Origin of the sequence: Streptomyces sp. ISL-96 (assembly GCF_018614035.1) — a bacterium.
Lineage (GTDB): Bacteria > Actinomycetota > Actinomycetes > Streptomycetales > Streptomycetaceae > Streptomyces.
The window spans coordinates 76956-101727 of sequence record NZ_JAGGPA010000010.1 but is presented as its reverse complement, the minus strand read 5'-3'; the positions used below and the strand labels follow the sequence as shown (position 1 = coordinate 101727).

The following is a 24772-nucleotide window of genomic DNA, read 5'->3' as shown; positions in this document are numbered from 1 at the left end:
GAGGTCTAGGCCCGGACTTCGCGGGTCGCTGAAAAGGTTCGCCGCAGCGGCTCTTCGGCGTCCGAACCCGACCGGATCGGACCGGCATTGCGATCGCCGTTGCGGACCGGACTGAGCGGCGATCGGTCGTGACCAGTTGATCTTCACGATCGGGTGACCTGCGAAGTACGGGTCTAGGGGGCGGCTCGGCCCCAGTCTTAGCGGGTGCGGCGACGGTTGTTGGTGCGGCATCCCCATTCCGGACGCACACGCGCACCCCGCTGAGTGGGCAGCCGGCCATCCGTTTCGACCTGCGGACCGGCAAGTCTGCAGGCTGGGCGCGACAGTTGAATGGGGTGACTCGGGCCGGTTCGGCGTCCACCCCCGAGCGGTGATCGGCCGAACCTCAAGCACGTTGCTGATGTGGGTGGGTGGAGGGCCGTCCAGGAGCAAGTGGTTCTGTCGGCGCGGGCGGCCGGGGCGGAATGCGACGAACCCAACAGAAGACGAACCTGCGCATCCCTTATGCGGCATTTACGCCGGTGTGGAAAGGCTCGGTCTGCGTCACATGCTGGATTAGACCTTGTCCGGTCGATGAGGTGAGGAGCCGGGTGATGACGGCTGTCCCGTCAGGGGGGCACGTCATAGAGCACCACCGCAGCACCACTGGCCGCCTGGTGGATAGGGCTTCCCGGAAGGGGACTCCACCTCGATACGGTCCATGCCTCTCCTGTCTGGGTGGAGTCGATGGGCGGCCCTCTGATCGTCATCCCCGTCTCCGCGCTGGCTGCCGCAGAGGCCGGCCGTGGAGCTTGTCGCTGGAGGACCGGGTGCTGCTGGTCACGGCTTCACCCTGACGTTCGAGCAGAAGGCTGGCCTGAGGCGCCCTCTGGGGCCGGCGGCCACCGTTGCGCTCATTCTCGTCGCGTACATCGAGGTCGACTGAGACCTCACCAAGCCCGCCAAGGCCGTGATGCGTGTCGTCGTCCGTGGCTGTACCTGGGCAAGGGCGACGGCACCTTCGCGTCCCGTATCCGGGTGGGCGGCGGCTGGAACACCCTTCCGCTCGCGTGAGCAGGTCGGTGTGTACTTCGACGGCACCAAGCGCCGGTATGACCACTTCGCCTGAGGGACACCTCCGTCGGTTGACGACATCGCCACCCAGCACAACCTTCTGATGTGATCAAGAGTGTGACCGGGCGCGCAGCCCCTGGTGCGCGCCCGGTCGCTTGAGAGGAACCCGCTTTGATCCATGTTCGTCCCGCTCGACATCAGCTCGTCGCGGCCGTCACCACCGTTCTGGCCGTGACCGTCGGTGCGAGCCTCGCGACGGCGCCCGCGATCGCCGCGACGCCCACCGCTGCCGCCGCCGCGGACGCCGGACCCGCCGACGCGCAGGCGACCGTCGACGGCGTCATCTCCATCCCCCGCACCGACCAGATCCTCAGTGTCGGCCCGACCGGGTTTCTGTCGGTGGAGCGCCGATGGGACCACACGTACTACCGCTGGACCAGCACCGTCGACGGCACCACCACGGGCCTCCCGGAGTGGTACAGCGGGTACCGCGGCGGCGGTTCCGACACTGTCGTCGCCAAGGAGGACGGCACGACCCGGTACCTGCTCCATGACATGTCATCGCCGGGCAGCGACCCCGCGGTCGTCAACCAGACCGACACCCGGCTCTACTGGAAGGGCGTGGTCGGCAGGACTCTCGTCTTCTCGTCCTGGGACAGCCAGAACAAGGTGGGCCAGCTCCGTCTGATCGGCGAGGGGAACCAGGCGGGCAGCGACCGGCAGGTGACCGGCCTCACGCCGAACTCGAGGGTCCAGAGCGTCGAGGCCCTGTCGGACAGCTCGGCGCTCGTCCGGTACGTCTCGGCGGATGCCGACACCGACCGCTCCTACCTCGCCGTCGTGGACGTCGCCACCGCCTCCGTCGTCGAGAAGCGCGAGGTGGGCGTGTCCGCGTACGACACCGACACGGCCCTCTCCGGGGACCGCTGGGTCTGGGTCGACGCCCCGACGTCCGCGCACGCCAAGCTCATGTACGCCACCCGCGACGGTTCGGGGAGCACGCCGGCCGTGGAAGCGGCCGACCTGGGCAACTCCGTCCGCCCGCACATCGGCGTCCTGGGCGACTGGGTCACGTACGCGGCTCCGGGCGGCGCGGCCGCGACCGAAGCGTCCCCACGCTTCGCGCTCAGTGCCGTCAACCTCGTCGACGAATCCACGGTCAAGCTCCTCGACCACGCCTCGTCCACCGTCCCCACGGCCGACGGCGCGCTCCTGGTACGCGGCGGTACGGTCGCCCACGGCGAGGGGGTCTACCGGATCGTACTCGGGGCGGACGGCAAGCCCACCGCCACGCTCATCGCGAGCACCGGCGAGCCGACCGTGCTCACGCTGCACACCGCGGCCACTCCCCCGGTCGTCGACCTCGACAAGAACAACGGTCAGGCCCTGCTCCGCTGGGTGCTCTCCCGGGCCAACGCCAAGGGCTCCGTGACGGTGCGTCATGTCGGCACGGGCCGCAGCGTGCGGTACGACTTCGCGAAGGCGGGCACCTACGAGGGCAAGGGAGCCGTCGACTTCCGCTGGGACGGGATGCTCCCCAACGCCGAAGGCATGAAGGAGTTCGCGCCCAGCGGCGACTACGCCTGGGACTTCACCGCCTCCCCGCTCAACGGCATCGGTCCGGACGTCGCGCAGACCGGCACCTTCAAGGTCACCCGTACGACCGGCCTGCACGACTACACGAACAACAGCACACCGGACCTGCTCTCCCGTGACGCCGCGGGCGTGCTGTGGCGCGACGACTCGGCCAAGGTGGCGTCCGCGCCGCAGCCGTACTCGACGGGTCGGGTGAAGGTCGGCAGCGGCTGGCAGATCTACAACCAGCTGGAGGCCGTCGGGAACATCGCCGGCAGCCCGGCCGGCGACCTTGTCGCCCGTGACAAGGCCGGCGTGCTCTGGCTCTACCAGGGCAACGGAAACGGCAACTTCGCCGGCCGTACGAAGATCGGCGGCGGCTGGCAGATCTACAACAACATAACCGGCGGCAGCGACCTCAACGGCGACAGGAAGTCCGATCTCCTCGCCACCGACGCCGCCGGCGACGTGTGGTTCTACAAGGGCACGGGCAGCACGAGCGCGCCGTTCGCACCCCGCAAGAAGATCGGCCGGGGCTGGGGGATCTACAACCAGCTCACCGCCACCGGCAACATCACCGGCACCTCCGCCGGAGACCTCGTCGCCCGCGACAAGGCCGGTGTCCTGTGGCTGTACGAGGGCAGGGGCGACGGCACCTATGCACCGCGCACGAGGATCGGCGGGGGCTGGGGCGTCTTCACCCACCTCGTCGGCATCGGCGACGCCGACCGCGACGGGCGGGCCGATCTCTACGCGGTCGGAACCTCGGGCGCCAAGTTCTACGCGGGCACCGGCAACACGGCGGCCCCGTTCAAGCCCGCTGCCCCGGGCAACCTGCTTGGGAACTCGGCACCCGTCAACTCGGTTTTCTGACGACGTGGGCCTCCATCCGGTGACCCTGTTCTGACGGGACGTCGGCACGGTCGCCCAGACGGTCCTTTCGACGCGGCCGTCCTTGGCGCCCAGGCGCCGGTGAGGGCGGATACGAGCAGCAGCCCGCATCCGCCCTCTCCAGGTTCCGTGAGGGACGGGCATCGGCTCCCGTTCGCCCCGCGTGTCCGAGACCCCCGTCCGGACGAGGCCGTCCTCGCCCCGCGGACCTGGCGGTGAGAAGTGTTGTGCTCTTCCTTCCAGCCGGCAGTTCGCTCTGCCCGCGCTCGCGGCGGTGCGGGATGACCAGGCCGGTGCCCCGGTAGCCGCCGTCGGCGATCACGGTGGTGCGGCCGACGGCGTCCTTGGCTCCGGACAGTGCCCACGCCTTGCAGTCGTTGCGGTTGCCGGGCAACGGTCGGCCGACCACGATGACGCGCCGGGTATCGGCGTCGATGACGACCTGGTGGTTGGTGGACGCGAGCAGGGGGCCGAGGTGGCGGATGATGCGGTCGGCTGCGGACTTTGAGACGCCGAACAGTGGTGCAAGCTGCCGTAGCGTCGAGTTGGTGCGCCAGTAAGCCGTGACCAGCAGCACCCGGTCCTCCAGCGGCAAGCTCCACGGCCGGCCTCTGCGGACCGCGTCAGCTCCTTCGTGCCGCAACTGTGTCAACAACATGCCGAAACAGCGGGGCTCAACCCGGTGAACGGGGCTATCCAGGACGGCTGCGACGCGGCCGGAGTCGAAGGTGATCTCCAGTGCGATCCGCCCGCTGCTCGGGGCACCCTCTTCGCTGACTGCCAGTACCGTCTCGCCGAGGTGATCCGCGGGCGGGGTCTCGCCGCTGATTGGCGCCCACCTCTACGCGGCCTGACTCCGCCATGTCGTATCCCGCGAAGGGGACCGCCATCTCCATGACCAGGCACCAGTCCGAACCAGCCATCGGGCGTGAACAGGTGGCCGCGAGTCCCTGAGGATTTCCGTCCGGCCCGCCCCGTAACACTGCACAAGGCAGGAACAAAAGCCCCGACGCACTGCATGAATCCGCAGCTCGGACCACCGCAGGCAGATGCGTCCTTGCCCCCAGGGGCGTATCTCGTTGCAGGTCTCGACGATGTTGCCCGCGAAGGTGCCGGAATTGACGGGGAACCCCTTAGCGGTTCCGGGCGTCTGACTCATGAGAAAGCGATCACTTAGCGTAAACGGGGGTAGGGCTATGGCGATCACACTGGCCGAGGAAATCATGCTGCTGTCTCTGGACGATGAGTCCGGGTCGGCGAAGCAGCGGCAAGCCGCTGGGTGGGCAGTGTCGGGAGGGATCCTGCTCGAACTAGTCCTGGCCGGACGGGTGTCCGTTGCAGACAAGTACCTGGAACTGACTGACACGACGCCGACCGGGGACCAACTGCTCGACAGCCGGACGGCACTGATCGAGGCCTGGCTGCGCGGTCGCAAGAAGCGACGGGTGACGGAGTGGCTGACGAAGGACCAGAGCAAGGCCGTCGGTGCGGCTCTGGAGAGCTTGTGCAAGCGCGGAGTGGTCGTGGAGGAGAAGCACAAGGCACTCGGCGTGTTCCCGATACGCCGCTACCCCGAGGCCGACGGCGCCGTCGAGGCTGAGTTGCGGGAACGGCTTCGCGCCGTCGTACTGGGCGGCGCCGAGCCCGACACACGGACAGCGGGCCTGATCGCGCTGATTCACTCCGCCAAGCTGCACCGCCTGGCCTTTCCCGACAGCCCGCGCAAGCAGGTCACCACGCGGATGGCGGAAGTGGCCACCGGGCAGTGGGCGGCCGAGAGCGTCCGCGCTGCCATCCGCGACATGCAGGCGGCGATGGTCGCGGTCACCGTGGTAACGGCCGCCACGGCCGGGAGTTAGACCACGGAGCAGTGAGTACGAGCCCGCGTAGAGATGGAGCATCCGTGCCCATACGGTGGCGGTGACCGCGAAGTGAGGACCGCCATCCGCCGACTGGCTACGGCGAGTTGTCTGCTCCTCGTGGGCGCCGCCCGCTGCAAAAGGCGGTCGGCCCGCCGGATCAACAGGCTCAAGAACTTCCGGGCCGTCGCCACGGACAGAACCTGGCGGTGAGGCGCTCGAAAACCAGTGGAGCAGCGCCGCTGTGCGCCGCTACCGTGCTGCCGAACCAAGTCGTCTAGGCAAGGACGTGCCGTTGTACACCCTGTGAGACCTCCCGAGAGCTGATGTGTCGCGCGTCGCGCATGTGCGCCGCGCTCCTTTTTGCTGCGGACTTCTCACTGAAACCGGTGTACTTCTGTGCTCGACAACTGGGTGGTCATGCCCACCTGCCTGCCGACCGTTCTCCGCCGTTGCCACGCGTGCGCGTCCGAGCGCTTCCGGGCGAACGGTAAATTTCGCGTCAACGCAAACCACAAGCTCCTCGACGCCTGGCTCCTCGTGCTCTGTACCGCTTGCGGGGACACGGCGAAGCTCACGGTCCTGGAGCGGATGAACGTGCGCTCCGTACGGCCTGAGCTGCTGGACCGGCTGCATGACAACGACCCTGGCCTGACAGCTCAGCTGCTCCAGGATCCGGTCGTGCAGCGCCGTAATCGCATCGCCCTCGACTGGGACAACGCCTGGCGCCTCGACACCAGTGGATCGGATCAACTGGACCGCGAGGTGATCGACGTCTCGGTCCGCTTTGCGGCGCGGATCCCTGTCCGTCCGGTGCGACTGATCGCTGAAGGTTGCGGTCTTTCGCGGGCCGAGGTCGAGAGACTGATCAGGGAGGGGAAACTCGTGTCGGCAGTCCGGCTGAGCGGCAAGCTCTCCGGCGACTTCACCTTCACGCTCAAGCGCTGAGCCCTCCTCGGGACCAGGGGCCTGTCCGGCAAGAGCCGTCGGACAGGCCCTAACTAACCCAGCACTTGATGAATCCGAACGCCCCTTCAGTCCCATCCGTCTCAGCCGTTTCGCTTCCGGCCGTCATGGGAGCGTTTCGACCCGCATGGCTCGCTGGGTGACCGTCTTCGTTGCCCCTCCACCCACCCACATCAGCAACGTGCTTGAGGTCGAAACGGATGGCCGGCTGCCCACTCAGCGGGGTGCGCGTGTGCGTCCGGAATGGGGATGCCGCACCAGCGGACGGGCCTTGCGCCGGGCCCGCCCCGGGGGCGGCCCCACCAGCGGAAGCGATCGAAGCGCCCGGATGCGCAAGGTGACCCGCGCTACGCCCCGCTGAACAAAACAGCCGGCGACGCGCAGGCGTACCGCCCTCCCACGCCCCACCCCTCGTACATCGCCTCCGCGAAAGCCGCCGCCAGTTTGTGTTCGCCCGTCGGGCCCGGGTGCGTGCCGTCGTACGTGTCCTGGTGGATGTCGTACGTCGCGTGAGGTGCCGCCAGCAGCAGCGGGGACGTGCCGGGCGCGTCCAGATTCGCTACCGCCTTCGCCAGAAGCTCGTTGAAGCGGTCGCACTCCGCCGCGAACGGAGCGTCCGACTCCGCCCGGACGTTGGGAATCACCGGGTGGATCACCATCCACACCCCCGGATTGGCCGCGCGTGCCTCCGCTATGAAGCGTTCCGCGTTGTCGGCGGTCTGGGCCGCGTCCGTGTAGAAGCCGAGGTCTATCAGGCCGAGCGAGACCAGCAGGACGTCCGCCTTCGTCGACGCGACCGTCTCCCCTATCAACGGCGCCATGTGCAGCCAGCCCTCCCCCCACCCCGACAGGTGGCGGCGCGCGTGCGCGGGAAAGGCCGGGTCGGCGTACTCGTACGACAGCGGTGCGTTCGCGAAAGTGTCGTACAGCTCGGTGCGGGGGCCGACGATCTGGAAGGGGCCGCCGTACGACGTCACCAGGTGCTGCCACATGCGATAGCGCCACGTGAAGTCGCCGGCGCGCCCGATGGTCATGGAGTCGCCGACGAACAGGAAGCGCATTGCGCCATCATCCCGGATCACCGCCGTGGCCTGCGACGTGATGATGAACACTTGGGGCCATGCGTCCGCTCTCGTACCGTCCGCTTTCGTACCGCCCGCTCTCGTACGTTGTCGCCCCCAGCGCCGCCGCTGGCCTTCTCCTCCTCGCGTCGGCCGGTATCGCCACCGCCACCGCCACCGCCGACGACGGCTTCACGATCAAGGACCCACGGATCACCGAGTCCAGTGGCCTGGCCGCCAGTCGCATCCACCCCGGCATCTACTGGACGCACAACGACAGCGACGACGGCGCGTTCATCTACGCCGTCGACTCCAAGAGCGGCGATACGGTCGCGACCCTCACCATGCGCGGGATCGGCGCGCCGCGCGACGTCGAAGCGATCTCCATCGGGCCCGACGGGAACGTGTACGTCGGTGACATCGGCGACAACCTCGACGGCAGCTGGAACCACGTGTGGATCTACCGCTTTCCCGAGCCCAAGCAGCTCACCAACGCGACGGTCGACGCCACCCAGTTCACCGTCAAGTACGCCGACGGGCCCCGCAACGCCGAAGCGCTGATGGTGCATCCCAAGACCGGCCGCGTCTACATCGCCAGCAAGAACGAGGACGGCGGCGGGTTGTACGAGGGCCCCGCCCGGCTGACGGCCGGCGGTACGAACGTCTTCCGGCGGGTGGGCAAGGTGCCGTGGGTTACGGACGGGGCGTTCTCGCCGGACGGGAAGGAGCTGGTGCTGCGCTCCTACTTCAGCGCCCGTGCGTACGACTGGAAGGACAGCGGGCGGCTCGGGGCCGACCGGAGCGTGCGCGCACCGTTCCAGGGACAGGCCGAGTCGGTGACGTACACGGCCGACGGGACGGCCATGATGTTCGGCTCGGAGGGCGTCGGGAGTGGCGTCGAGCGGGTTGAGGTCGAGGAGAAGCGGGAGGCCGGGGCCAAGTCGCCGTCAGGAGCGGGGAGTTCCGGTGACGGCGAAAAGGGCGGTGGCGGCAGTGACACTGACGGCGCTGGTGGCGGCGACGTCACTCTTGGCGTCGTTGTGCTCGGCGGTGTGATCGCCGCGTTCGTCGGGCTCAAGCGGCTGCTGCGGCGGCGGCCTTAGGTGGTGGCGTAACACAGTGTAATCGTTCGACGTGCGACGGTGACGATGCCCTGGTTCGCTGAAGGGGACCGCTCTTCCTACCGTCAAGGAGTGACGATGAGCGTTACAGGCGATTCCCGTGGCCGCGTGGAGCAGATGCGCCAGAAGGCCGACCAGCTGAGGGAGGCCGCGGACCGTGCAACCGATCCGCAGGAACGGCAGAAGCTGATGGAGAAGGCCGACCGGCTGCGGGAGCAGAGCCAGCAGGAGGGCAAGATGAGCGGCGGCGGCCAGCAGGGGTACCCGCCTGAGTAGTCGTACACGAGCCGATGGCCTTCCGTCCCGCGAAAGCGGCGGGGGGCCATCGGTGCGTCCTGGCTACATACGGATCGTCCGACTTCCCGCCCCCGATTGTGCACAGTGGCGCAGGACCCGCCGCACCGTCGCCCCTAGCCTCACCGGAACAGCACCAGCACCTACGAGGGGCGGTATCGGTGAACTGGCTCATCCACGACTACCGCGAGAGCGATCTCGCGGCAGTGGTCCACCTGATCGACACCACGGCCGAGCTCGGGCAGGAGTCCGTCTTCTCGCTCGCCGAGTGCATCGGTGCGCTCACCTCACGGCAGCCCGCCGTCGTCGCCGTGCACCAGGGCGTTCCCATCGGCGCGGCGCTCGCGTGCGTCGCCGGCGAGCGTGCCTGGGTGATGCGCATCGCGATCTCCTCGGCGTGGCGCGGCCGGGGCCTGGCCAGCGCGCTCCTGGTGGAGCTGGAGCGGCGGCTCGTCGCCGCCCGCGTGGGGCGTATCGCGTACGTACTGCCCGAAGAGGATCTGCTCGGCGAGGGGCTGCTCAACGCGGGGTACACGCGCCAGCCCGCAGTCGCGTACTTCGAGAAGGTCGAGCCGCTCCACGGGCCGTCCGCCAGCCTCCTTGAGGACCTCGGCGGGCGCTTCCTGCCCAGCGATCTCTGGGCCAAGGTGGCCGGCATGGAGGCGGAGAAGGACCTGATCGAGCGGCGCGTCGTACTTCCGCTCGCACAGCCGGAGCGAGCCGCCCGGCACGGGGTCCGGCCGCCGCGCGCAGTCGCGCTCTTCGGGCCTCCCGGGACCGGCAAAACGACGTTCGCGCGCGGCATCGCTTCCAAGCTTGGCTGGCCGTTCGTAGAGCTGCTGCCGTCGCGGCTGGCCGACGAGGGCAACCTGGCTGCGGCGCTGCGCGACGCGTTCGCCCGTATCGCCGAGCTTGAGCGGGTGCTCGTCTTCATCGACGAGGTGGAGGAGATCGCGCCCGTACGGACCGAGCCCGCGCAGCCCGGCGGCATGCACGGCGTGACCAATGAGCTGCTCAAGCTCATACCGGGCTTCCGGGAGGGCGACGAGCGGCTGCTGGTGTGCGCCACCAACTCCATCCGGTCGCTGGACCCGGCGTTCCTGCGGCCCGGCAGGTTCGACTACCTGATCCCGATCGGTACGCCGGACACTGCGGCGCGGGCGGCGATCTGGGCCCGTTACACGGACGGCCGGGCGGATGTGGACGTGGCGCGGCTGGTGGAGGCGAGCGAGCTGTTCACGCCCGCCGACATCGAGCATGCGGCCCGTATCGCCGCGCAGGGCGCGTTCGAGCGCGACCTGGAGGAGATCGGAGCCGGTACGGGCGATCCGCGCGCGCTCGGCGCGAGTACGGACGACTACCTGGCGGCCATCGCGCAGTGCCGGCCGACGGTGACGCCCGCGATGATCGACCAGTTCGACGCGGACATCACGGCTCACGCGCGGTTCTGAGAGGCGGTTCCGCGTGCGTCGGCAGCCCCTGGTGACAAAATGGGACGGACGGCTCGGGGATGCTCACGTCACGTGGGAGGCCACGATCATGGCGTCGCAGAACGCACAAACCCCTTCCTCCTCGCCTTCCCCTTTCGCCTCTCATCCGGAACCGGCCCCGCACCGTGACCTGTGGTCGGGGATCGCCGGGCTGGTGGCCGGAGGGCTGCTGATCGCCGGGCACATCCTGTGGATGCGTACTCCGGACACGAGCGGGCGGGGCGCGATCAGTAACGTCGTGAACTTCTACTCGAAGGACAGCAATCAGGTGCTGGCGGAAACGTCGGCCCTGATGCTGCTGGCCGCCGGTCTGCTGTTCATGTTCTTCCTGGTCGCCCTGTCCCGCCTGGCGGGCAACCGCTCACACCTCGTGCTGGTGGGCGGCACCGTGTTCACCGTTTCCCTCATGGTCTCGGCGATCGCGGGGAACATGTTCGCGATCACGGCGAACGCATCCGAGGTCTTCCGCGTCGGCCCCGACACGGCGCTCATCGCGATCCTGCTCCTGGACCTGGCGTACGGCGCGACGATCGCAGCGATGGTCGGCGCGGCGGTGCTGCTGTTCGCGGTGTGGCGTGTGGCGCGTGAGTCGCGGGCGGTGCCGGGGTGGCTCGGGTGGTTCGGGTTCGTGGTCGCGGTGCTGTCGCTGGGGGCACCCTTCAGCGCATGGGCGACGCCTGTGCTGCTGGGGGTGTGGGTGCTGGCGGCGGGCGTGGTGCTGATCATGAATGCGCGGGTGGCGCAGCGGGACGAGGGGCAGGAGCCGGCGGTGTCGCCCGGCACGGCTGACTGACGCCGGGCCCCCGCGTCAGCTTCCCTGCGCGCGTCCCCTACGCGCGTTCCGCGACCAAGGTCTCGAAGCCGGCGATCAGTCGGCGCAGACCGAAATCGAAGTGGTCGAAGTCGGTCGAGAACGCGTCCTCCGCGAGCGCCGCCATCAGCGGGAACTCGCCGCTCGCCATGGCCCTTTCGAGGTACGGCCGCTGCCCTTCCCAGAAGTCTTCGTGACTCAGCCCCGTCTCCTTGGCGGCCTCCGCGGACTGGGCCTCCATACGGGCGATTCCGATGACGAAGCTCTGCACCGTGATGATCACCGAGATCAGTTCGGCGTCCCGTAGCCCCATGCCCTTGAGCGCGGCCAGCGACATTTCGAGGCCGCGCACGGCGCTCGGGCCGAGGACCGTACGCGCCTGGTTGATCTTGAGCAGCCACGGGTGGCGCCGCAGGAGATCGAGGTGGGTACGGGCCATGGATTCGACCGCCGTACGCCAGTCCACCGGCTCTCCGGTGTCGACGGAGTCGAGCGGCTCGCCCTGTACGCGGTCGAGCATCAGGTCGAGCAGCTCGGCCTTCCCCGGTACGTAGCGGTACAGCGACATGGTGCCGGTCCCGAGGTCGGTGGACAGCCGGCGCATCGATACGGCGTCCATGCCCTCGGCGTCCGCGATCGCCACGGCAGCCGCGACGATGCGGTCCAGCGTCAGGCCGGGCTTGGGGCCGCGGCTGGGGCGGTCGCCCGTACCCCAGAGGAGTTCGAGGCTGCGGCTGATGTCGCCGCTGCCGCTCCCGCTACTCGTTTCGCCGGTCCCGGTCGTCTTCTTCATGGGGTCACCCTAATCTTCTGGACAGGAACTGAGTACGGCGTACTCTCATCAGAGTACGCCGTACTCAGTTAAGTCGTGAACGGGAAGGGGAGCCCCTTGTGAGTGCCACCGATTACGCCGTTCGGGCGGAAGGAATCCAGAAGAGGTACGCCGAAAAGGGCTCGAAGGGCGCGAAGGGCGGCGCGGAAAAGCTCGCCCTCGACGGCTTCGATCTCGCCGTCCGCGCCGGCACCGTCCACGGCCTGCTCGGCCCCAACGGCGCGGGCAAGACGACCGCCGTGCGCGTTCTCGCCACGCTGCTCAAGTTCGACGGCGGCCGCGCGGAGGTCGCGGGCGTGGACGTGACCCGCGATCCACGGCTCGTACGCCGCCGGATCGGCCTCACCGGCCAGTACGCCGCGGTCGACGAGGTGCTGACCGGGCGCCAGAACCTCGAAATGTTCGGCCGCCTCTTTCACCTGGGCGGGAAGCGGGCGAGGGTGCGGGCCGGTGAACTGCTGGAGCAGTTCGACCTGGTCGAGGCGGCGGACAAGGGCGTGGGCGCGTACAGCGGCGGGATGCGGCGCCGGCTCGACCTCGCCGCGTCGATGATCCTCGCCCCGCGGGTGCTCTTCCTCGACGAGCCGACGACCGGGCTCGATCCGCGCGGGCGGGGCGAAGTGTGGGATGCGGTACGGGCCTTGGTGGCCGGCGGTACGACCGTACTGCTGACGACCCAGTACCTGGACGAGGCCGACAAGCTCGCCTCGCACATCACCGTCATCGACCGGGGGCGGGCCATCGCCGACGACACCCCGGACGGCCTCAAGAACCGGGTCGGCGGCGACCGTATCGAAGTCGTGGTCGCACAGGCGGCGGATCTCGCGGTCGCCGCGAAGGTGATCGCGCGGGTCTCGGAAACCGAACCGGAGACGGACGGCGCGGCGCTGCGGGTGCACGCGCAGGTCGGCGACCGGGTGGCGGCTCTGACGGAGGTGGCGCGGACCCTTCAGGAGGAGGGGGTCGCGGTGGAGGACATCGGCCTGCGCAGGCCGAGCCTCGACGACGTATTCATGCGCTTGACCGGACACCGTGCGGAACTGGAGGCCACAGCGGCATGAGCAGTACTGCTAGCACTTCCGAGCGACGGCTGTACTGGGCGCTGGCCGACTGCTGGAACGTAACCAGGCGCAGCCTCACCCACTACCAGCGCCAGCCCATCGCCATCATCTGGCAGCTCGGCTTCCCGATCATCTCCGTGCTGCTGTACGGGTTCGTCTTCGGCGAGGCGATGGCGGTGCCCGGCGGCGGGGACTACCGGGAGTTCCTGATGCCCGGCATGTTCGCCTCCACCATGGCCTTCGGGTTCATGGGCACGACGATGGCCGTGGTCAACGATGCCTCGAAGGGCGTCATCGACCGGTTTCGCTCCATGCCGATGGCGCCGTCGGCGGTGGCGTCGGGGCGCGGCGTGTCCGATCTGCTCGTCGCCTGCGCCGAGTTGACGATCCTGGCGGTGACGGCGCTGCTCATCGGCTGGAAGGCGGAGGGCGGCGCGCTCGCCGCCGTGGGGGCCTTCGTGCTGCTTCTGCTGCTGCGCCTCAGCCTGATCTGGGTGGGGGTCTGGCTGGGGCTGCTCCTCCCCAACGCGGAGGCGGCCGGCGGGCTCTACGCGGTGGCCTTCCCGCTGACGATGATCTCCAGCATCTTCGTGGCTCCGTCCCTGATGCCGAGCTGGCTGGGGCCGGTCGCGGCCTGGAACCCCGTCTCGTCGACGGTCACGGCGACGCGCGAGCTGTTCGGGCAGCCGGTCAGCGGTGGCACGTGGATCGAGGAGAACGCGGTGCTGATGGCGGTGGTCTGGCCGGTGGCGATCACGGCGGTGTTCCTGCCGCTGGCTGTGCGGCGGTTCCAGGCGCTGAGTCGCTGAGTCGGGGAGTCGGGGAGTCGCTGAGCCGGGGAGCCATCGGGGAGTTGGGGTGGGCCCGGGAGGGGGCGGGCCCACCCCGCCGTGGCTACGCCGGGCACTCCTTCCAGGCGAGCCGGTAGATGGTCTTGATCTCACCGTCCGTCGAGTCCATGGCGATGAAGCTGGTCGTCTTCGTCGGGTCGGAGGTGCCCGCGCTGACGCGCAGCTCGGTGTTGATGTTGAAGTTGCGCTTCACCCCGCAGGGCGCCCAGACCAGCTGGCCCCAGTCGGTTTCGTCGGTCGCCTGCCAGTTGTTGTCGTACGGCCCGGTGTACGGGTGGGTCCTGGACGCCGTGTCGGGCGAGCCCTGGAAGTAGTACGACGCCTTCTGGACGGCGGTGGCGCCCGCCTGGAGGCGGGCGTAGCCGCGGTAGTCGGCGCTGGCGACGGCGTAGGTGAAGCCGTGCGGGACGTGGACGATCAGGTTGAGCTGGCAGTTCTTGCGGAAGTCGGTCGGCTTGGCGCCCACGCCCACTTGGGCGAGGTAGTCGCTGTACGTAACGGTGAAGGCCGTGTTGTCCGGGGAGACGGCGACAGCGGCCGTTCCCTGGCGGCAGCCCGATCCGTTGACGGTCGCGACCTCGATGACGATCTTGTCGGGCGGTGCGACGATGCCTTGGTTCGTGGCCGCGGAGGCGTTGTGTGCGAACAGGGTGGAGGCGAGCAGCGCGGCGGCCGCACCGCCGGCGAATAACGCTCGTCGCGCGGGCGTGCTCGTGGGTTCGGGCATGGTGCTCCGATCGGTCGTCGGGGGAACTTGGAGGGTCCAACCGAAGGAATTGGCGCGCACGCAATGGCGTGCACATGTCAAACATTCAAGCGGTGCCGGCCGGCGTTCAAGGCGCCGGAACCCTTCGGACTGTAAGCAGCGGGGCGGGACCTGGATAGAGCGGTTATCGGCCGAGCACGGAAAAGGCACGGAAAAGGCACGGAAAAGGCACGGAAAAGGGGCCCGTCCGACGGTGTCGGACGGGCCCCTCACACGTGTCCCGCGTGTCACACGCGAACTGCTACAGCTTCTCGATCACGTAGTCGATGCAGGCCGTCAGGGCCTGGACGTCGGCCGGGTCGATCGCCGGGAACATCGCCACGCGCAGCTGGTTGCGGCCCAGCTTGCGGTACGGCTCCGTGTCGACGATGCCGTTCGCGCGCAGCGCCTTGGCGACCGCCGTCGCGTCGATCTCGTCGGAGAAGTCGATCGTGCCGATGACCTGCGAGCGCTTCGCCGGGTCGGTGACGAAGGGCGTCGCGTACTTGGACTCGTCGGCCCAGCCGTACAGGTTGCCCGCGGACGTCGCGGTGCGGCGGGTCGACCAGTCGAGGCCGCCCTGCGTGTTGATCCACTCCAGCTGGTTGTTCAGCAGGAAGAGGGTCGCGAGCGCCGGGGTGTTGTACGTCTGGTTCTTGAGGGAGTTGTCGATCGCCGTGGGCAGGCTGAAGAACTCCGGGATGTGGCGGCCGGACGCGTGGACGCGCGCGGCGCGCTCCAGGGCGGCGGGGGAGAAGACCGCGATCCACAGGCCGCCGTCGGAGGCGAAGGACTTCTGCGGAGCGAAGTAGTAGACGTCGGTCTCGGCGATGTCGACCGGCAGGCCGCCCGCGCCGGAGGTGGCGTCGACCACGACGAGGGAGCCGGCGTCGGCGCCCTCGACTCGCTTGATCGGCGCCGCGACACCGGTCGAGGTCTCGTTGTGCGTGAACGCGTAGACGTCCACGCCCGCCTCGGCCTGCGGGTCCGGGTGCGTGCCGGGGTCGGAGGCGATGACCGTCGGGTCGTCCAGCCAGGGCGCCAGCTTGGCGGCCTTCGCGAACTTCGACGAGAACTCGCCGAAGTTCAGGTGCTGGGACTTCCGCTCGATCAGGCCGTGGGTCGCGATGTCCCAGAAGGCGGTGGAACCGCCGTTGCCCAGGATCACCTCGTAGCCCTCGGGGAGCTGGAAGAGGTCGCGTACGCCGTCACGCACCGAGCCGACCAGGTTCTTGACCGGGGCCTGGCGGTGGGACGTACCGAGGAGGGAGGTGCCGGTCGCGGCCAGGGCGTCCAGCGCCTCCGTACGCACCTTGGAGGGGCCCGCGCCGAAACGGCCGTCGGCGGGCTTCATGTCAGCGGGAATCTGGATCTCAGCCACGCTCCGGAGCGTAGCCGGTCCGTGGAGGTGCTGGAGGTGCGCGTCCGGCGAGTGAGACGCGCGCTCCGGGTGGTGAGATGCGAGACCCCTTTCAGCCCTCCGGCGTTTGAGGAGCGGGGTCTGGGGCAGCGCCCCGGTTCGGGAAGGGGCGGGGTGGGGAAAGCGCCACAGGCACGCCCACCCACTCCGTTACTGCTGCGCCGAGCTTCATCCTTTCGGCGTACCGAGCCCGAGCGTGCGTCTGCGGCCTCGCCGGGAGTAGTAAGTCATCGGCATCCTTGAGCGCATGGCTGAGCAGCGTGACGGGCGTAAGCGTGACCGGCGTGACGGACGGAACGGGCGGGGCAGACAGGGTGAGGCGCGGCCCAGGAACGACACGGCCGCGCTGGCGCGCGAGTTGCGCGGCGCCGTGCGCGGGGAGGTCGCCTTCGACGCGGCGGCGCGCGCCCTGATGACGATGGACGCCTCCAATTACCGGCGCGTGCCGCTCGGCGTCGTCGCCCCGTACGACACCGACGACGTGGCCGCCGCGCTCGCCGTCTGCCGGGCGCACGGGGTGCCCGTCGTGCCGCGCGGCGGTGGCACGTCGATCGCCGGCCAGGCGACCGGCACGGGCGTCGTCCTCGACTTCACCCGACACATGCGCGCCATCACCGACCTGGATCCCGACGTCCGTACTGCCGTGGTTCAGCCCGGCGTCGTCCTCGACGACCTGCGGGCCGCGGCGGGGGCGTACGGGCTGACCTTCGGGCCCGACCCGTCCACGCACAGCCGCTGCACGCTCGGCGGCATGATCGGCAACAACTCGTGCGGTTCCCACTCGGTGGCGTGGGGAACGACGGCCGACAACATTTACGACCTGTCGGTCGTCCGTTACGGCGGCGGCGACGTGCTGCGCCTCGGACAGGGCTGGTACGGCGACGCGCCCGAAGGACTGCGCGCACTCGTGAACGGCAACCTGGCGCTCCTGCGTACCGGCTTCCCGGAGCTGCCGCGCCGCATCTCGGGGTACGCACTGGACGCGCTGCTTCCCGAGAACGGCGTGAACCTCGCCCGTGCGTTCTGCGGAAGCGAGGGCACGCTCGGGGTGGTGAGCGAGGCGACCGTACGCCTGGTGGAAGCACCCCGTGCACGCGCACTCGCCGTTCTCGGGTACGCCGGTGAGAGCGCCGCTGCCGAGGCCGCTCCCGCGCTCCTTCCGTACAGCCCGCTCACCGTGGAAGGGATGGCCGAAGACCTCGTTCCCGAGAAGGAACGCATGCTGCTCCCGCGCGGCTCCGCCTGGCTGTTCGTGGAGATGGGCGGGGACACGCCGGCCGAAGCCCTCTCCCGCGCGGAGGGCCTGTTGAAGGCCGCCCAGGCGCTCGACGGAACGGTCGTCACGGACGCGGCCGGACAGCGTGCCCTCTGGCGCATCCGCGAGGACGCCAGCGGTACGGCGACCCGGATGCCCGACGGGAGCGAGGCCTGGCCCGGCTGGGAGGACTGCGCCGTACCGCCCGCACGGCTCGGCGCGTACCTGCGGGACTTCAGGTCCCTGCTCGCCGAGCACGGCCTGCGCGGCACGCCCTACGGCCACTTCGGCGACGGCTGCATCCATGTCCGTATCGATTTCGACCTGCTCAGCGAGGCGGGCGTACGCCGCTTCCGTGCGTTCTCCGAGGAACAGGCGGAACTCGTCGTCGCGCACGGCGGCTCCCTCTCCGGCGAACACGGCGACGGACAGGCGCGCGCCGAACTGCTTCCGAAGATGTACGGGAACGAACTCGTCGCCCTCTTCGGCCGCTTCAAGGACGTGTGGGACCCGGCCGGCGGAATGAACCCCGGCATGCTCGCCCGCCCTGCCCGGCTGGACGAGAACCTCCGCTTCGCGGTGCTCCCCAAGCAGCCCGTCGACGTCACCTTCGCCTACCCGCAGGACGGGGGCGATTTCTCGGCCGCCGTACGCCGCTGTGTGGGCGTCGCGAAGTGCCGCACCGAGGCGGCGCCGGGAGCGGGCGTCATGTGCCCCTCCTTCCGCGCCACCGGAGACGAACAGCACTCCACGCGCGGGCGCGCGCGTCTGCTGCACGAAATGCTCGCCGGGGAGGTCGTCACGGACGGCTGGCGTTCCGAGGAAGTGCGGGACGCGCTCGACCTGTGCCTGTCGTGCAAGGGATGCAGGAGCGACTGTCCGGTGGGCGTCGACATGGCGACGTACAAGGCGGAATTCCTGCACCACCACTACAAGGGCCGCGTGCGCCCCGCGGCGCACTACGCGATGGGATGGCTTCCCGTGTGGCTGCGCGCGGCGGCTCCGTTCGCGCGTGTGCTGCGGCCCGCTTCCCGGGTACGCCCGCTGACCGCTCTCGTGAAGCGCCTGGGCGGCATCGCACCGGAACGCGACCTGCCGACCCCCGCACCGAGCACCTTCAGGAGCTGGTGGCGAGCGCGGAACAGCCGCAACCGTGAACGACCGTCGCAGTCCGGCGCCACAGGGGCCACCACGGTCGTCCTGTGGCCCGACACGTTCACCAACCACCTGTCCCCGGACGTCGGCCGCGCAGCGGTGCGCGTACTTGAAGCGGCCGGTCTGCGGGTGGCGATGCCACCCCGGCAGCTGTGCTGCGGCCTGACGTACGTCTCGACCGGACAACTCGACAGGGCCCGCGCGGTCATGCGCCACACCCTGGACGGCATGGAACGCGCCGCCGGACTGCCCGTCGTAGTCCTGGAACCGAGCTGCGCGGCCGCGCTCAAGGCGGACCTGCCCGAGCTCCTGCCGGACGACCCGAGAGCGGCCACTTTCGCTTCCTCGGTACGCACTTTCGCGCAGGTACTGGAGGAGTACGCCCCGCACTGGCAGCCACCCCGGATCGACCGCCAGGTCGCGGGCCAGACGCACTGCCACCAGCACGCCGTACTGGGCGACGCGGCGGAACGGCGGCTGCGCGAAAAGGCCGGCCTCACCGGCGCACTGAGCGGCGGTTGCTGCGGCCTCGCCGGAAACTTCGGTTTCGAGCGCGGCCACTACGACGTATCGGTCGCCTGCGCGGAGGAACAACTGCTCCCGTCGGTGCGCGACGCCACCCCGGGAACGGAGCTCCTGGCCGACGGCTTCTCCTGCCGCACCCAGCTGGAACAACTGGCGGGCCACCGAGCGAGGCACCTGGCGGAGGTACTGGCGGACGGGCTGGCGGACGGGCCGGCAGAGGAGCCGGCAGAGGAGCCGGCCGAGGGAGACCGGAAGGCTGAGTAAAAGGCTCTGTAATGCGCGTCACCTCGGTCAGGGGCGTGGGCAGGGAACGGTCCTGGTCCACTTACCGTGGAGCGTATGGATCAGCCCACCTCCGCCGCCCCCGGCCACGTGCCCGCCCCTGCCCCCGCTCCATCGGTATCCGGCGACGTCCCCGCCCCGGCGCCCACTGCGGGCACCGGAGGGCGTCTCGGGGCCCGGCTGGGGCCGGTGGCGATGGTGGTGGCCGGTGGGCTGTCCGTGCAGTTCGGGTCCGCTGTCGCGGTCACGATCATGCCGAGCACGGGAGCGGCCGGTGTCGTCGCCCTGCGCCTCGCCGTCGCCGCCGTGATCCTGCTGGTCGTGTGCCGGCCGCGGGTGCGCGGGTACGCACGCGCCGACTGGGGGACCATCGCCGCCTTCGGCCTCGCCATGGCGGGCATGAACGGCCTCTTCTACCAGGCGCTGGACCGTATCCCGCTGGGCGTGGCGGTGACCCTTGAGGTGCTCGGCCCGCTCGCGCTCTCCGTGTACGCGTCCCGCCGTGCCATGAGCGTCGTGTGGGCCGCGCTCGCGCTCGGCGGCGTCGCGTTGCTCAGTGGGGGCGGTTTCGACCGGCTGGATCCGGTCGGCGCGGCGTACGCGGTCGCCGCCGGTGGCTGCTGGGCGGCGTACATCCTCTTCAGCGCGCGGACCGGGCGCAGGTTCCCGCAGGCTGACGGGCTGGCGCTCGCGATGGCGGTCGCGGCGCTGATCAACCTGCCGTTCGGGATCGCGGAGGCGGGCAGCGGGCTGCTGGAGCCGCGCACGGTGGCGCTGGGTGTGGCGGTCGCGCTCATGTCGTCCGTACTGCCGTACACGCTGGAGCTGCTGGCGCTGCGCCGGCTGCCGTCCGCAACCTTCGCCGTACTGATGAGCCTCGAGCCGGCCATCGCGGCGGTCGCCGGGTTCCTGGTGCTGCACCAAGCGCTCTCCACGACCGACGCGTTGGCGATCGCGCTGGTCATCGGGGCGAGCATGGGCGCGGTACGGAGCCAGTCGCGGCAGAGGCGTCGGGAGCGGTCGAAGCCGGTGGCGTGAGGTCCGAGTAATCCCGCGCACTAAATAATGCAAGCACGCTTGCTTGTTTCTTGAGGGGCTGCCATGCTCCGGACACACCGCCCTACCCCGAGGGGAGCGCACCGTGTCCGATCCGGCAGCCGTGCTCGATGATCTCCGTGCCGAAGGGGACGAACTCGACCAGCTGGTCGGGGCCCTGAGCGAGAAGCAATGGTCGCTCGCCACGCCCGCGCCACGCTGGACCGTCGCCCACCAGATCGCCCACCTCGCCTGGACGGACACGGCCGCGCTGCTGTCCGTCACCGACCCGGAGGGCTTCGCGGCGGAGGTGCGGGAGGCGCTGAACGCGCCCGAGCGTTTCGTCGACGAGGGCGCCGAGGCGGGGGCCGCGTTGCCCGTCGACGAGCTGCTGGAGTGGTGGCGGGACGGGCGCGAGCAGCTTCAGCGGGCGCTGCGGGCGGCGCCGGACGGGGTGAGGTTCCCCTGGTACGGGCCGCCGATGGGCGGCGCTTCGATGGCGACCGGGCGGCTGATGGAGACCTGGGCGCACGGGCAGGACATCGCGGACGCGCTGGGCGTACGACGCGAGCCCACGGCGCGGCTGCGGCACGTGGCCCGGATCGGCGTGCGGGCGCGCGGCTACGCCTTCGCCGTACGGGGCCTGACGCCGCCCGCCGAGGAGTTCCGGGTGGAACTGACCCCGCCGGACGGCCACGCGTGTGGCGACGGGTCCGGGCTGTGGGCGTACGGGCCCGAGGACGCCCGGCAGCGGGTGACCGGGCCGGCGCTCGACTTCTGCCTCCTGGTGACGCAGCGGGCCCACCGTGACGATCTCGCCGTACGCGCAGAGGGAGCCGACGCCGACCGGTGGCTGGACATCGCGCAGGCGTTCGCCGGGCCGGCGGGGGCGGGGCGCGAGCCGAAGCGGGACGGGGAAGCGAGGTGACTTCGCTGCCCGGACGCCGGCCACTGCGCATCGGCAACGCCTCGGGCTTCTACGGCGACCGCTTCGACGCCATGAGCGAGATGCTCACCGGCGGCGAACTCGACGTACTCACCGGGGACTATCTCGCCGAACTGACCATGCTGATCCTCGGACGCGACCGCCTGAAGGACCCACGGCTCGGGTACGCGAAGACGTTCCTGCGGCAATTGGAGGAGAACCTCGGCCACGCGCACGAGCGCGGGGTGCGGATCGTCGCGAACGCGGGCGGACTGAACCCGGGAGCGCTCGCCGACGCCGTACGGGAACTCGCCGACCGGGTCGGCGTTCCCGTACGCGTCGCCCACGTGGAGGGCGACAGCCTGCCGCTGCCCCAGGGAGCGCTCACCGCGAACGCCTACCTGGGCGGCGGCGGGATCGCGCAGTGCCTCGGAGCGGGCGCGGACGTGGTGGTGACGGGGCGCGTCACGGACGCGGCACTCGTCACGGGACCGGCGGCGTGGTGGTTCGGGTGGGGTCCCGAGGAGTACGACCGGTTGGCGGGGGCGGTGGTGGCGGGGCATGTGCTGGAGTGCGGAACGCAGGCGACGGCCGGCAACTACGCGTTCCTTGACGGACATCGCGACATAAGGCACCCCGGTTTCCCACTCGCGGAGATCCATTCCGACGGTTCTTCCGTCATAACGAAGCACCAGGGAACGGGCGGTTACGTCGACACGGGAACGGTCACCGCGCAGCTCCTCTACGAAACGGGCGCACCCCGGTACGCCGGTCCGGACGTCACAGCACGCCTGGACACCGTCCGCCTCGCCCAGGAGGGCCCCGACCGGGTGCGGATCTCGGGTGTACGCGGAGAGGCCCCGCCGCCCACCCTCAAGGCGGGGCTGACCCGGGTCGGCTGGCGCAACGAGGTCGGGTTCGTACTGACCGGCCTGGACATCGAGGCGAAGGCCGCGCTGGTGCGCGCCCAGGTGGAGGAAGCCCTGTCGGCGGCCAAGCGCCGCCCGGCACAGGTCCGCTGGGAACTCGTGCGCACGGACCGGCCCGACGCGGACACGCAGGAACGCGCGAGCGCGCTGTTGCGGCTGGTCGTGCGGGACCCCGATCCGGCGAACGTCGGCCGCGTGATCAGTGGAGCGGCGATCGAGCTCGCGCTCGGCAGCTACCCGGGCTTCCACGTGACGGCGCCACCCGGGAAGGGCGCGCCGTACGGAGTCTTCGAGGCGGTGTACGTCGACCCGGCGGACGTGGAGCACGTCGCCGTGCTGCCGGGGGGAGAGCGGGTGAAGGTGCGGCACCCCGTACGTACGCGAGCACTTGAGGCGGTGAGTGCCGCCGAGCTGCCGCCCGCACTGACGGGTCCGACACGCAGGGCCCCGCTCGGCGCTGTCGCGGGCGCGCGCAGCGGGGACAAGGGCGGGGACGCGAACGTAGGCGTATGGGTGCGGTCGGACGAGGAGTGGCGCTGGCTCGCGCACGCACTCACGGTGGACCGCTTCCGAGCCCTCCTCCCGGAGACCTCACCGCTCCCGGTGACGCGCCACGTCCTGCCGAACCTGCGCGCGCTGAATTTCGTCGTCGAGGGCCTGCTGGGCGAGGGAGTCGCGTCCCAGGCCCGCTTCGACCCCCAGGCGAAGGCCCTGGGCGAGTGGCTGCGCTCCCGGCACATCGACATCCCGGAGGTACTCCTGTGACGGCACAACACTCTCGCTGCGACCACTTCCAGCCCGTCCGGCGTCTGAGGACCGGGGCCCGGGGCGGAGCCCCGGTTCAGGCTCGCTCCGGCCCCTTTCAGCCCGTCAGGCGTTTGAGGACCGGGGTCTGGGGCGGAGCCCCGGTTCGGGAAGGGGCGGGTAGGGGAAGAGCGCCGCAGGCACCCGTACCCGCACCGTGGACCGCACCCGCACCCGCACCCGCCCCCACCACCCCGGCCGTGCCCTCCCCGGCGGTGCCCCAGTGACCGTGCTCCCCACCGCACTCGACCCCCACGCCCCCGACTACGCCGCCAACCGCGCCGCCATGCTCGCCAAACTGGCCGACCTCGACGCCGAGCATGCCAAAGCCCTCGCCGGCGGCGGCGAAAAGTACGTGGCCCGTCACCGCAAGCGCGGCAAACTGCTCGCCCGCGAGCGCATCGAGCTGCTGCTCGACCCCGACACCCCGTTCCTGGAACTGTCACCCCTCGCCGCATGGGGCACCGACTACGCCGTAGGCGCGTCCATGGTCACCGGCATCGGCGTCGTAGAGGGCGTCGAATGTCTGATCACCGCCACCGACCCCACCGTCCGCGGCGGCGCCTCCAACCCCTGGACCCTCAAAAAAGCACTCCGCGCCAACGAGATCGCCTACGCCAACCGCCTCCCCTGCATCAGCCTCGTGGAGTCCGGCGGCGCGGACCTCCCCTCCCAAAAGGAGATCTTCATCCCCGGCGGGGCGCTCTTCCGCGACATCACGCGACTCTCCGCAGCCGGGATCCCCACCATCGCGGTCGTCTTCGGCAACTCCACCGCCGGCGGGGCGTACATCCCCGGAATGTCCGACCACACCATCATGATCAAAAAGCAGTCGAAGGTCTTCCTCGGCGGCCCACCCCTCGTCAAAATGGCCACCGGCGAGGAGTCGGACGACGAATCCCTGGGCGGCGCCGAAATGCACGCCCGTACCTCCGGCCTCGCCGACTACTTCGCCCTGGACGAGCACGACGCCCTGCGCCAGGCCCGCCGCGTCGTCGCCCGCCTCAACTGGCGCAAGGCGCAAGCCGACCCACCCGCTCCCACCGAACCGCCCAAGTACGACGAGGACGAACTCGCCGGCATAGTCCCCGGCGACCTCAAGGTCCCCTTCGACCCGCGCGAGGTGATCGCCCGCATCGTCGACGCCTCCGACTTCGACGAGTTCAAGCCGCTGTACGGGCCCAGCCTCGTCACCGGATGGGCCCGCCTGCACGGCCACCCCATCGGCATCCTCGCCAACGCCCAGGGCATCCTCTTCAGCGCGGAGTCCCAGAAGGCCGCCCAGTTCATCCAGCTGGCGAACCAGCGCGACATCCCGCTCCTCTTCCTCCACAACACCACCGGCTACATGGTCGGCAAGGAGTACGAGCAGGGCGGCATCATCAAGCACGGCGCGATGATGATCAACGCCGTATCGAACTCCAAGGTCCCGCATCTCTCCGTCCTCATGGGCGCGTCCTACGGAGCCGGTCACTACGGCATGTGCGGCCGCGCCTACGACCCCCGCTTCCTCTTCGCCTGGCCGAGCTCCAAGTCCGCCGTAATGGGCCCGCAGCAACTGGCCGGCGTCCTGTCGATCGTCGCCCGCGCGTCCGCCGCCGCGAAGGGGCAGCCGTATGACGACGAGGCCGACGCGGCCCTGCGCGCCATGGTCGAGCAGCAGATCGAGTCGGAGTCGCTGCCGATGTTCCTGTCGGGGCGGCTGTACGACGACGGGGTCATCGACCCGCGCGACACCAGGACCGTGCTGGGTCTGTGCCTGTCCGCGATCCACACGGCACCGGTCGAGGGCGCGCGTGGCGGCTTCGGCGTCTTCCGGATGTGAAGGGCCT

The 24772-nt window shown here is 70.1% G+C and carries 18 protein-coding genes and 1 pseudogene; 14 read left to right on the top strand and 5 right to left on the bottom strand.

The features are described 5' to 3' along the window. Positions 1-1224: 1224 nt before the first annotated feature. Complete coding sequence (locus J7E96_RS07205; protein ID WP_215128614.1) at positions 1225-3501, top strand: VCBS repeat-containing protein; 2277 nt, start codon at positions 1225-1227, stop codon at positions 3499-3501. 221 nt (positions 3502-3722) lie between these two features. Here J7E96_RS07205 and J7E96_RS07200 read toward each other — a convergent pair. Next, positions 3723-4284: pseudogene (locus J7E96_RS07200) on the bottom strand (transposase family protein); the annotation flags it as partial. Between the two features lie 431 nt (positions 4285-4715). Here J7E96_RS07200 and J7E96_RS07195 point away from each other — a divergent pair. Both J7E96_RS07195 and J7E96_RS07190 read left to right on the top strand, forming a co-directional pair. Next, complete coding sequence (locus J7E96_RS07195) at positions 4716-5378, top strand: GPP34 family phosphoprotein (protein ID WP_215128612.1); 663 nt, start codon at positions 4716-4718, stop codon at positions 5376-5378. Positions 5379-5777: 399 nt separating this feature from the next. Beyond that, the gene (locus J7E96_RS07190) at positions 5778-6326 is read left to right on the top strand and encodes a DUF1062 domain-containing protein (protein ID WP_215128610.1); all 549 of its coding nucleotides are present in this window, start codon (positions 5778-5780) and stop codon (positions 6324-6326) included. Positions 6327-6691: 365 nt separating this feature from the next. Here the strand turns inward: J7E96_RS07190 and J7E96_RS07185 are convergent, their stop codons facing one another. After that, positions 6692-7405, bottom strand: a complete 714-nt coding sequence (locus tag J7E96_RS07185; protein WP_215128609.1) for a GDSL-type esterase/lipase family protein — start codon at positions 7403-7405, stop codon at positions 6692-6694. 59 nt (positions 7406-7464) lie between these two features. On the opposite strand from J7E96_RS07185, the gene J7E96_RS07180 reads away from it, so the two are divergent. The 4 genes from J7E96_RS07180 to J7E96_RS07165 all read left to right on the top strand — a co-directional run bounded on the left by J7E96_RS07180 (position 7465) and on the right by J7E96_RS07165 (position 11103). Then, positions 7465-8508 carry an esterase-like activity of phytase family protein gene (locus J7E96_RS07180; protein WP_215128607.1) on the top strand — a complete coding sequence of 348 codons (1044 nt, stop codon included), beginning with the start codon at positions 7465-7467 and terminating at the stop codon, positions 8506-8508. 96 nt (positions 8509-8604) lie between these two features. Further along, a complete protein-coding gene (locus tag J7E96_RS07175) occupies positions 8605-8802 on the top strand; it encodes a DUF6381 family protein (protein WP_215128605.1) in 198 nt (65 codons plus the stop codon). A gap of 179 nt (positions 8803-8981) precedes the next feature. Then, positions 8982-10271 (top strand): ATP-binding protein, encoded by a 1290-nt coding sequence (locus J7E96_RS07170; protein ID WP_215128604.1) that lies wholly within the window; start codon positions 8982-8984, stop codon positions 10269-10271. Between the two features lie 88 nt (positions 10272-10359). Further along, complete coding sequence (locus tag J7E96_RS07165; RefSeq protein WP_215128602.1) at positions 10360-11103, top strand: hypothetical protein; 744 nt, start codon at positions 10360-10362, stop codon at positions 11101-11103. 37 nt (positions 11104-11140) lie between these two features. On the opposite strand, the gene J7E96_RS07160 is transcribed toward J7E96_RS07165, so the two are convergent. Continuing rightward, a complete protein-coding gene (locus tag J7E96_RS07160) occupies positions 11141-11914 on the bottom strand; it encodes a TetR/AcrR family transcriptional regulator (RefSeq protein WP_215128600.1) in 774 nt (257 codons plus the stop codon). 98 nt (positions 11915-12012) lie between these two features. Between J7E96_RS07160 and J7E96_RS07155 the strand changes: the two genes are divergently transcribed. Next, complete coding sequence (locus J7E96_RS07155) at positions 12013-13014, top strand: ATP-binding cassette domain-containing protein (protein WP_215128598.1); 1002 nt, start codon at positions 12013-12015, stop codon at positions 13012-13014. Next, positions 13011-13823: an ABC transporter permease gene (locus J7E96_RS07150; RefSeq protein WP_215128596.1), complete on the top strand. Its 813-nt coding sequence runs from the start codon at positions 13011-13013 to the stop codon at positions 13821-13823. Before J7E96_RS07155 ends, J7E96_RS07150 begins: the two co-directional genes overlap by 4 nt. Before the next feature lie 85 nt (positions 13824-13908). Here J7E96_RS07150 and J7E96_RS07145 read toward each other — a convergent pair whose 3' ends face one another. Together J7E96_RS07145 and serC are read right to left on the bottom strand one after the other, a co-directional pair. Then, positions 13909-14592, bottom strand: a complete 684-nt coding sequence (locus J7E96_RS07145) for a DUF4360 domain-containing protein (RefSeq protein ID WP_215128594.1) — start codon at positions 14590-14592, stop codon at positions 13909-13911. A gap of 280 nt (positions 14593-14872) precedes the next feature. Further along, complete coding sequence (gene serC, locus J7E96_RS07140; protein WP_215128592.1) at positions 14873-15991, bottom strand: phosphoserine transaminase; 1119 nt, start codon at positions 15989-15991, stop codon at positions 14873-14875. Positions 15992-16448: 457 nt separating this feature from the next. On the opposite strand from serC, the gene J7E96_RS07135 reads away from it, so the two are divergent. The 5 genes from J7E96_RS07135 (at position 16449) to J7E96_RS07115 (ending at position 24765) form a co-directional block, all read left to right on the top strand. Next, positions 16449-19229 (top strand): FAD-binding and (Fe-S)-binding domain-containing protein, encoded by a 2781-nt coding sequence (locus J7E96_RS07135; protein WP_215128630.1) that lies wholly within the window; start codon positions 16449-16451, stop codon positions 19227-19229. A gap of 75 nt (positions 19230-19304) precedes the next feature. Next, the gene (locus J7E96_RS07130; protein WP_215128590.1) at positions 19305-20285 is read left to right on the top strand and encodes a DMT family transporter; all 981 of its coding nucleotides are present in this window, start codon (positions 19305-19307) and stop codon (positions 20283-20285) included. A gap of 103 nt (positions 20286-20388) precedes the next feature. Continuing rightward, positions 20389-21210 carry a TIGR03084 family metal-binding protein gene (locus J7E96_RS07125; protein WP_215128588.1) on the top strand — a complete coding sequence of 274 codons (822 nt, stop codon included), beginning with the start codon at positions 20389-20391 and terminating at the stop codon, positions 21208-21210. Beyond that, positions 21207-22901, top strand: coding sequence for an acyclic terpene utilization AtuA family protein (locus J7E96_RS07120; protein WP_308295867.1), 1695 nt, complete (start codon positions 21207-21209; stop codon positions 22899-22901). Before J7E96_RS07125 ends, J7E96_RS07120 begins: the two co-directional genes overlap by 4 nt. Positions 22902-23163: 262 nt before the next feature. Beyond that, positions 23164-24765: an acyl-CoA carboxylase subunit beta gene (locus J7E96_RS07115; protein ID WP_215128586.1), complete on the top strand. Its 1602-nt coding sequence runs from the start codon at positions 23164-23166 to the stop codon at positions 24763-24765. Positions 24766-24772: the final 7 nt, after the last annotated feature.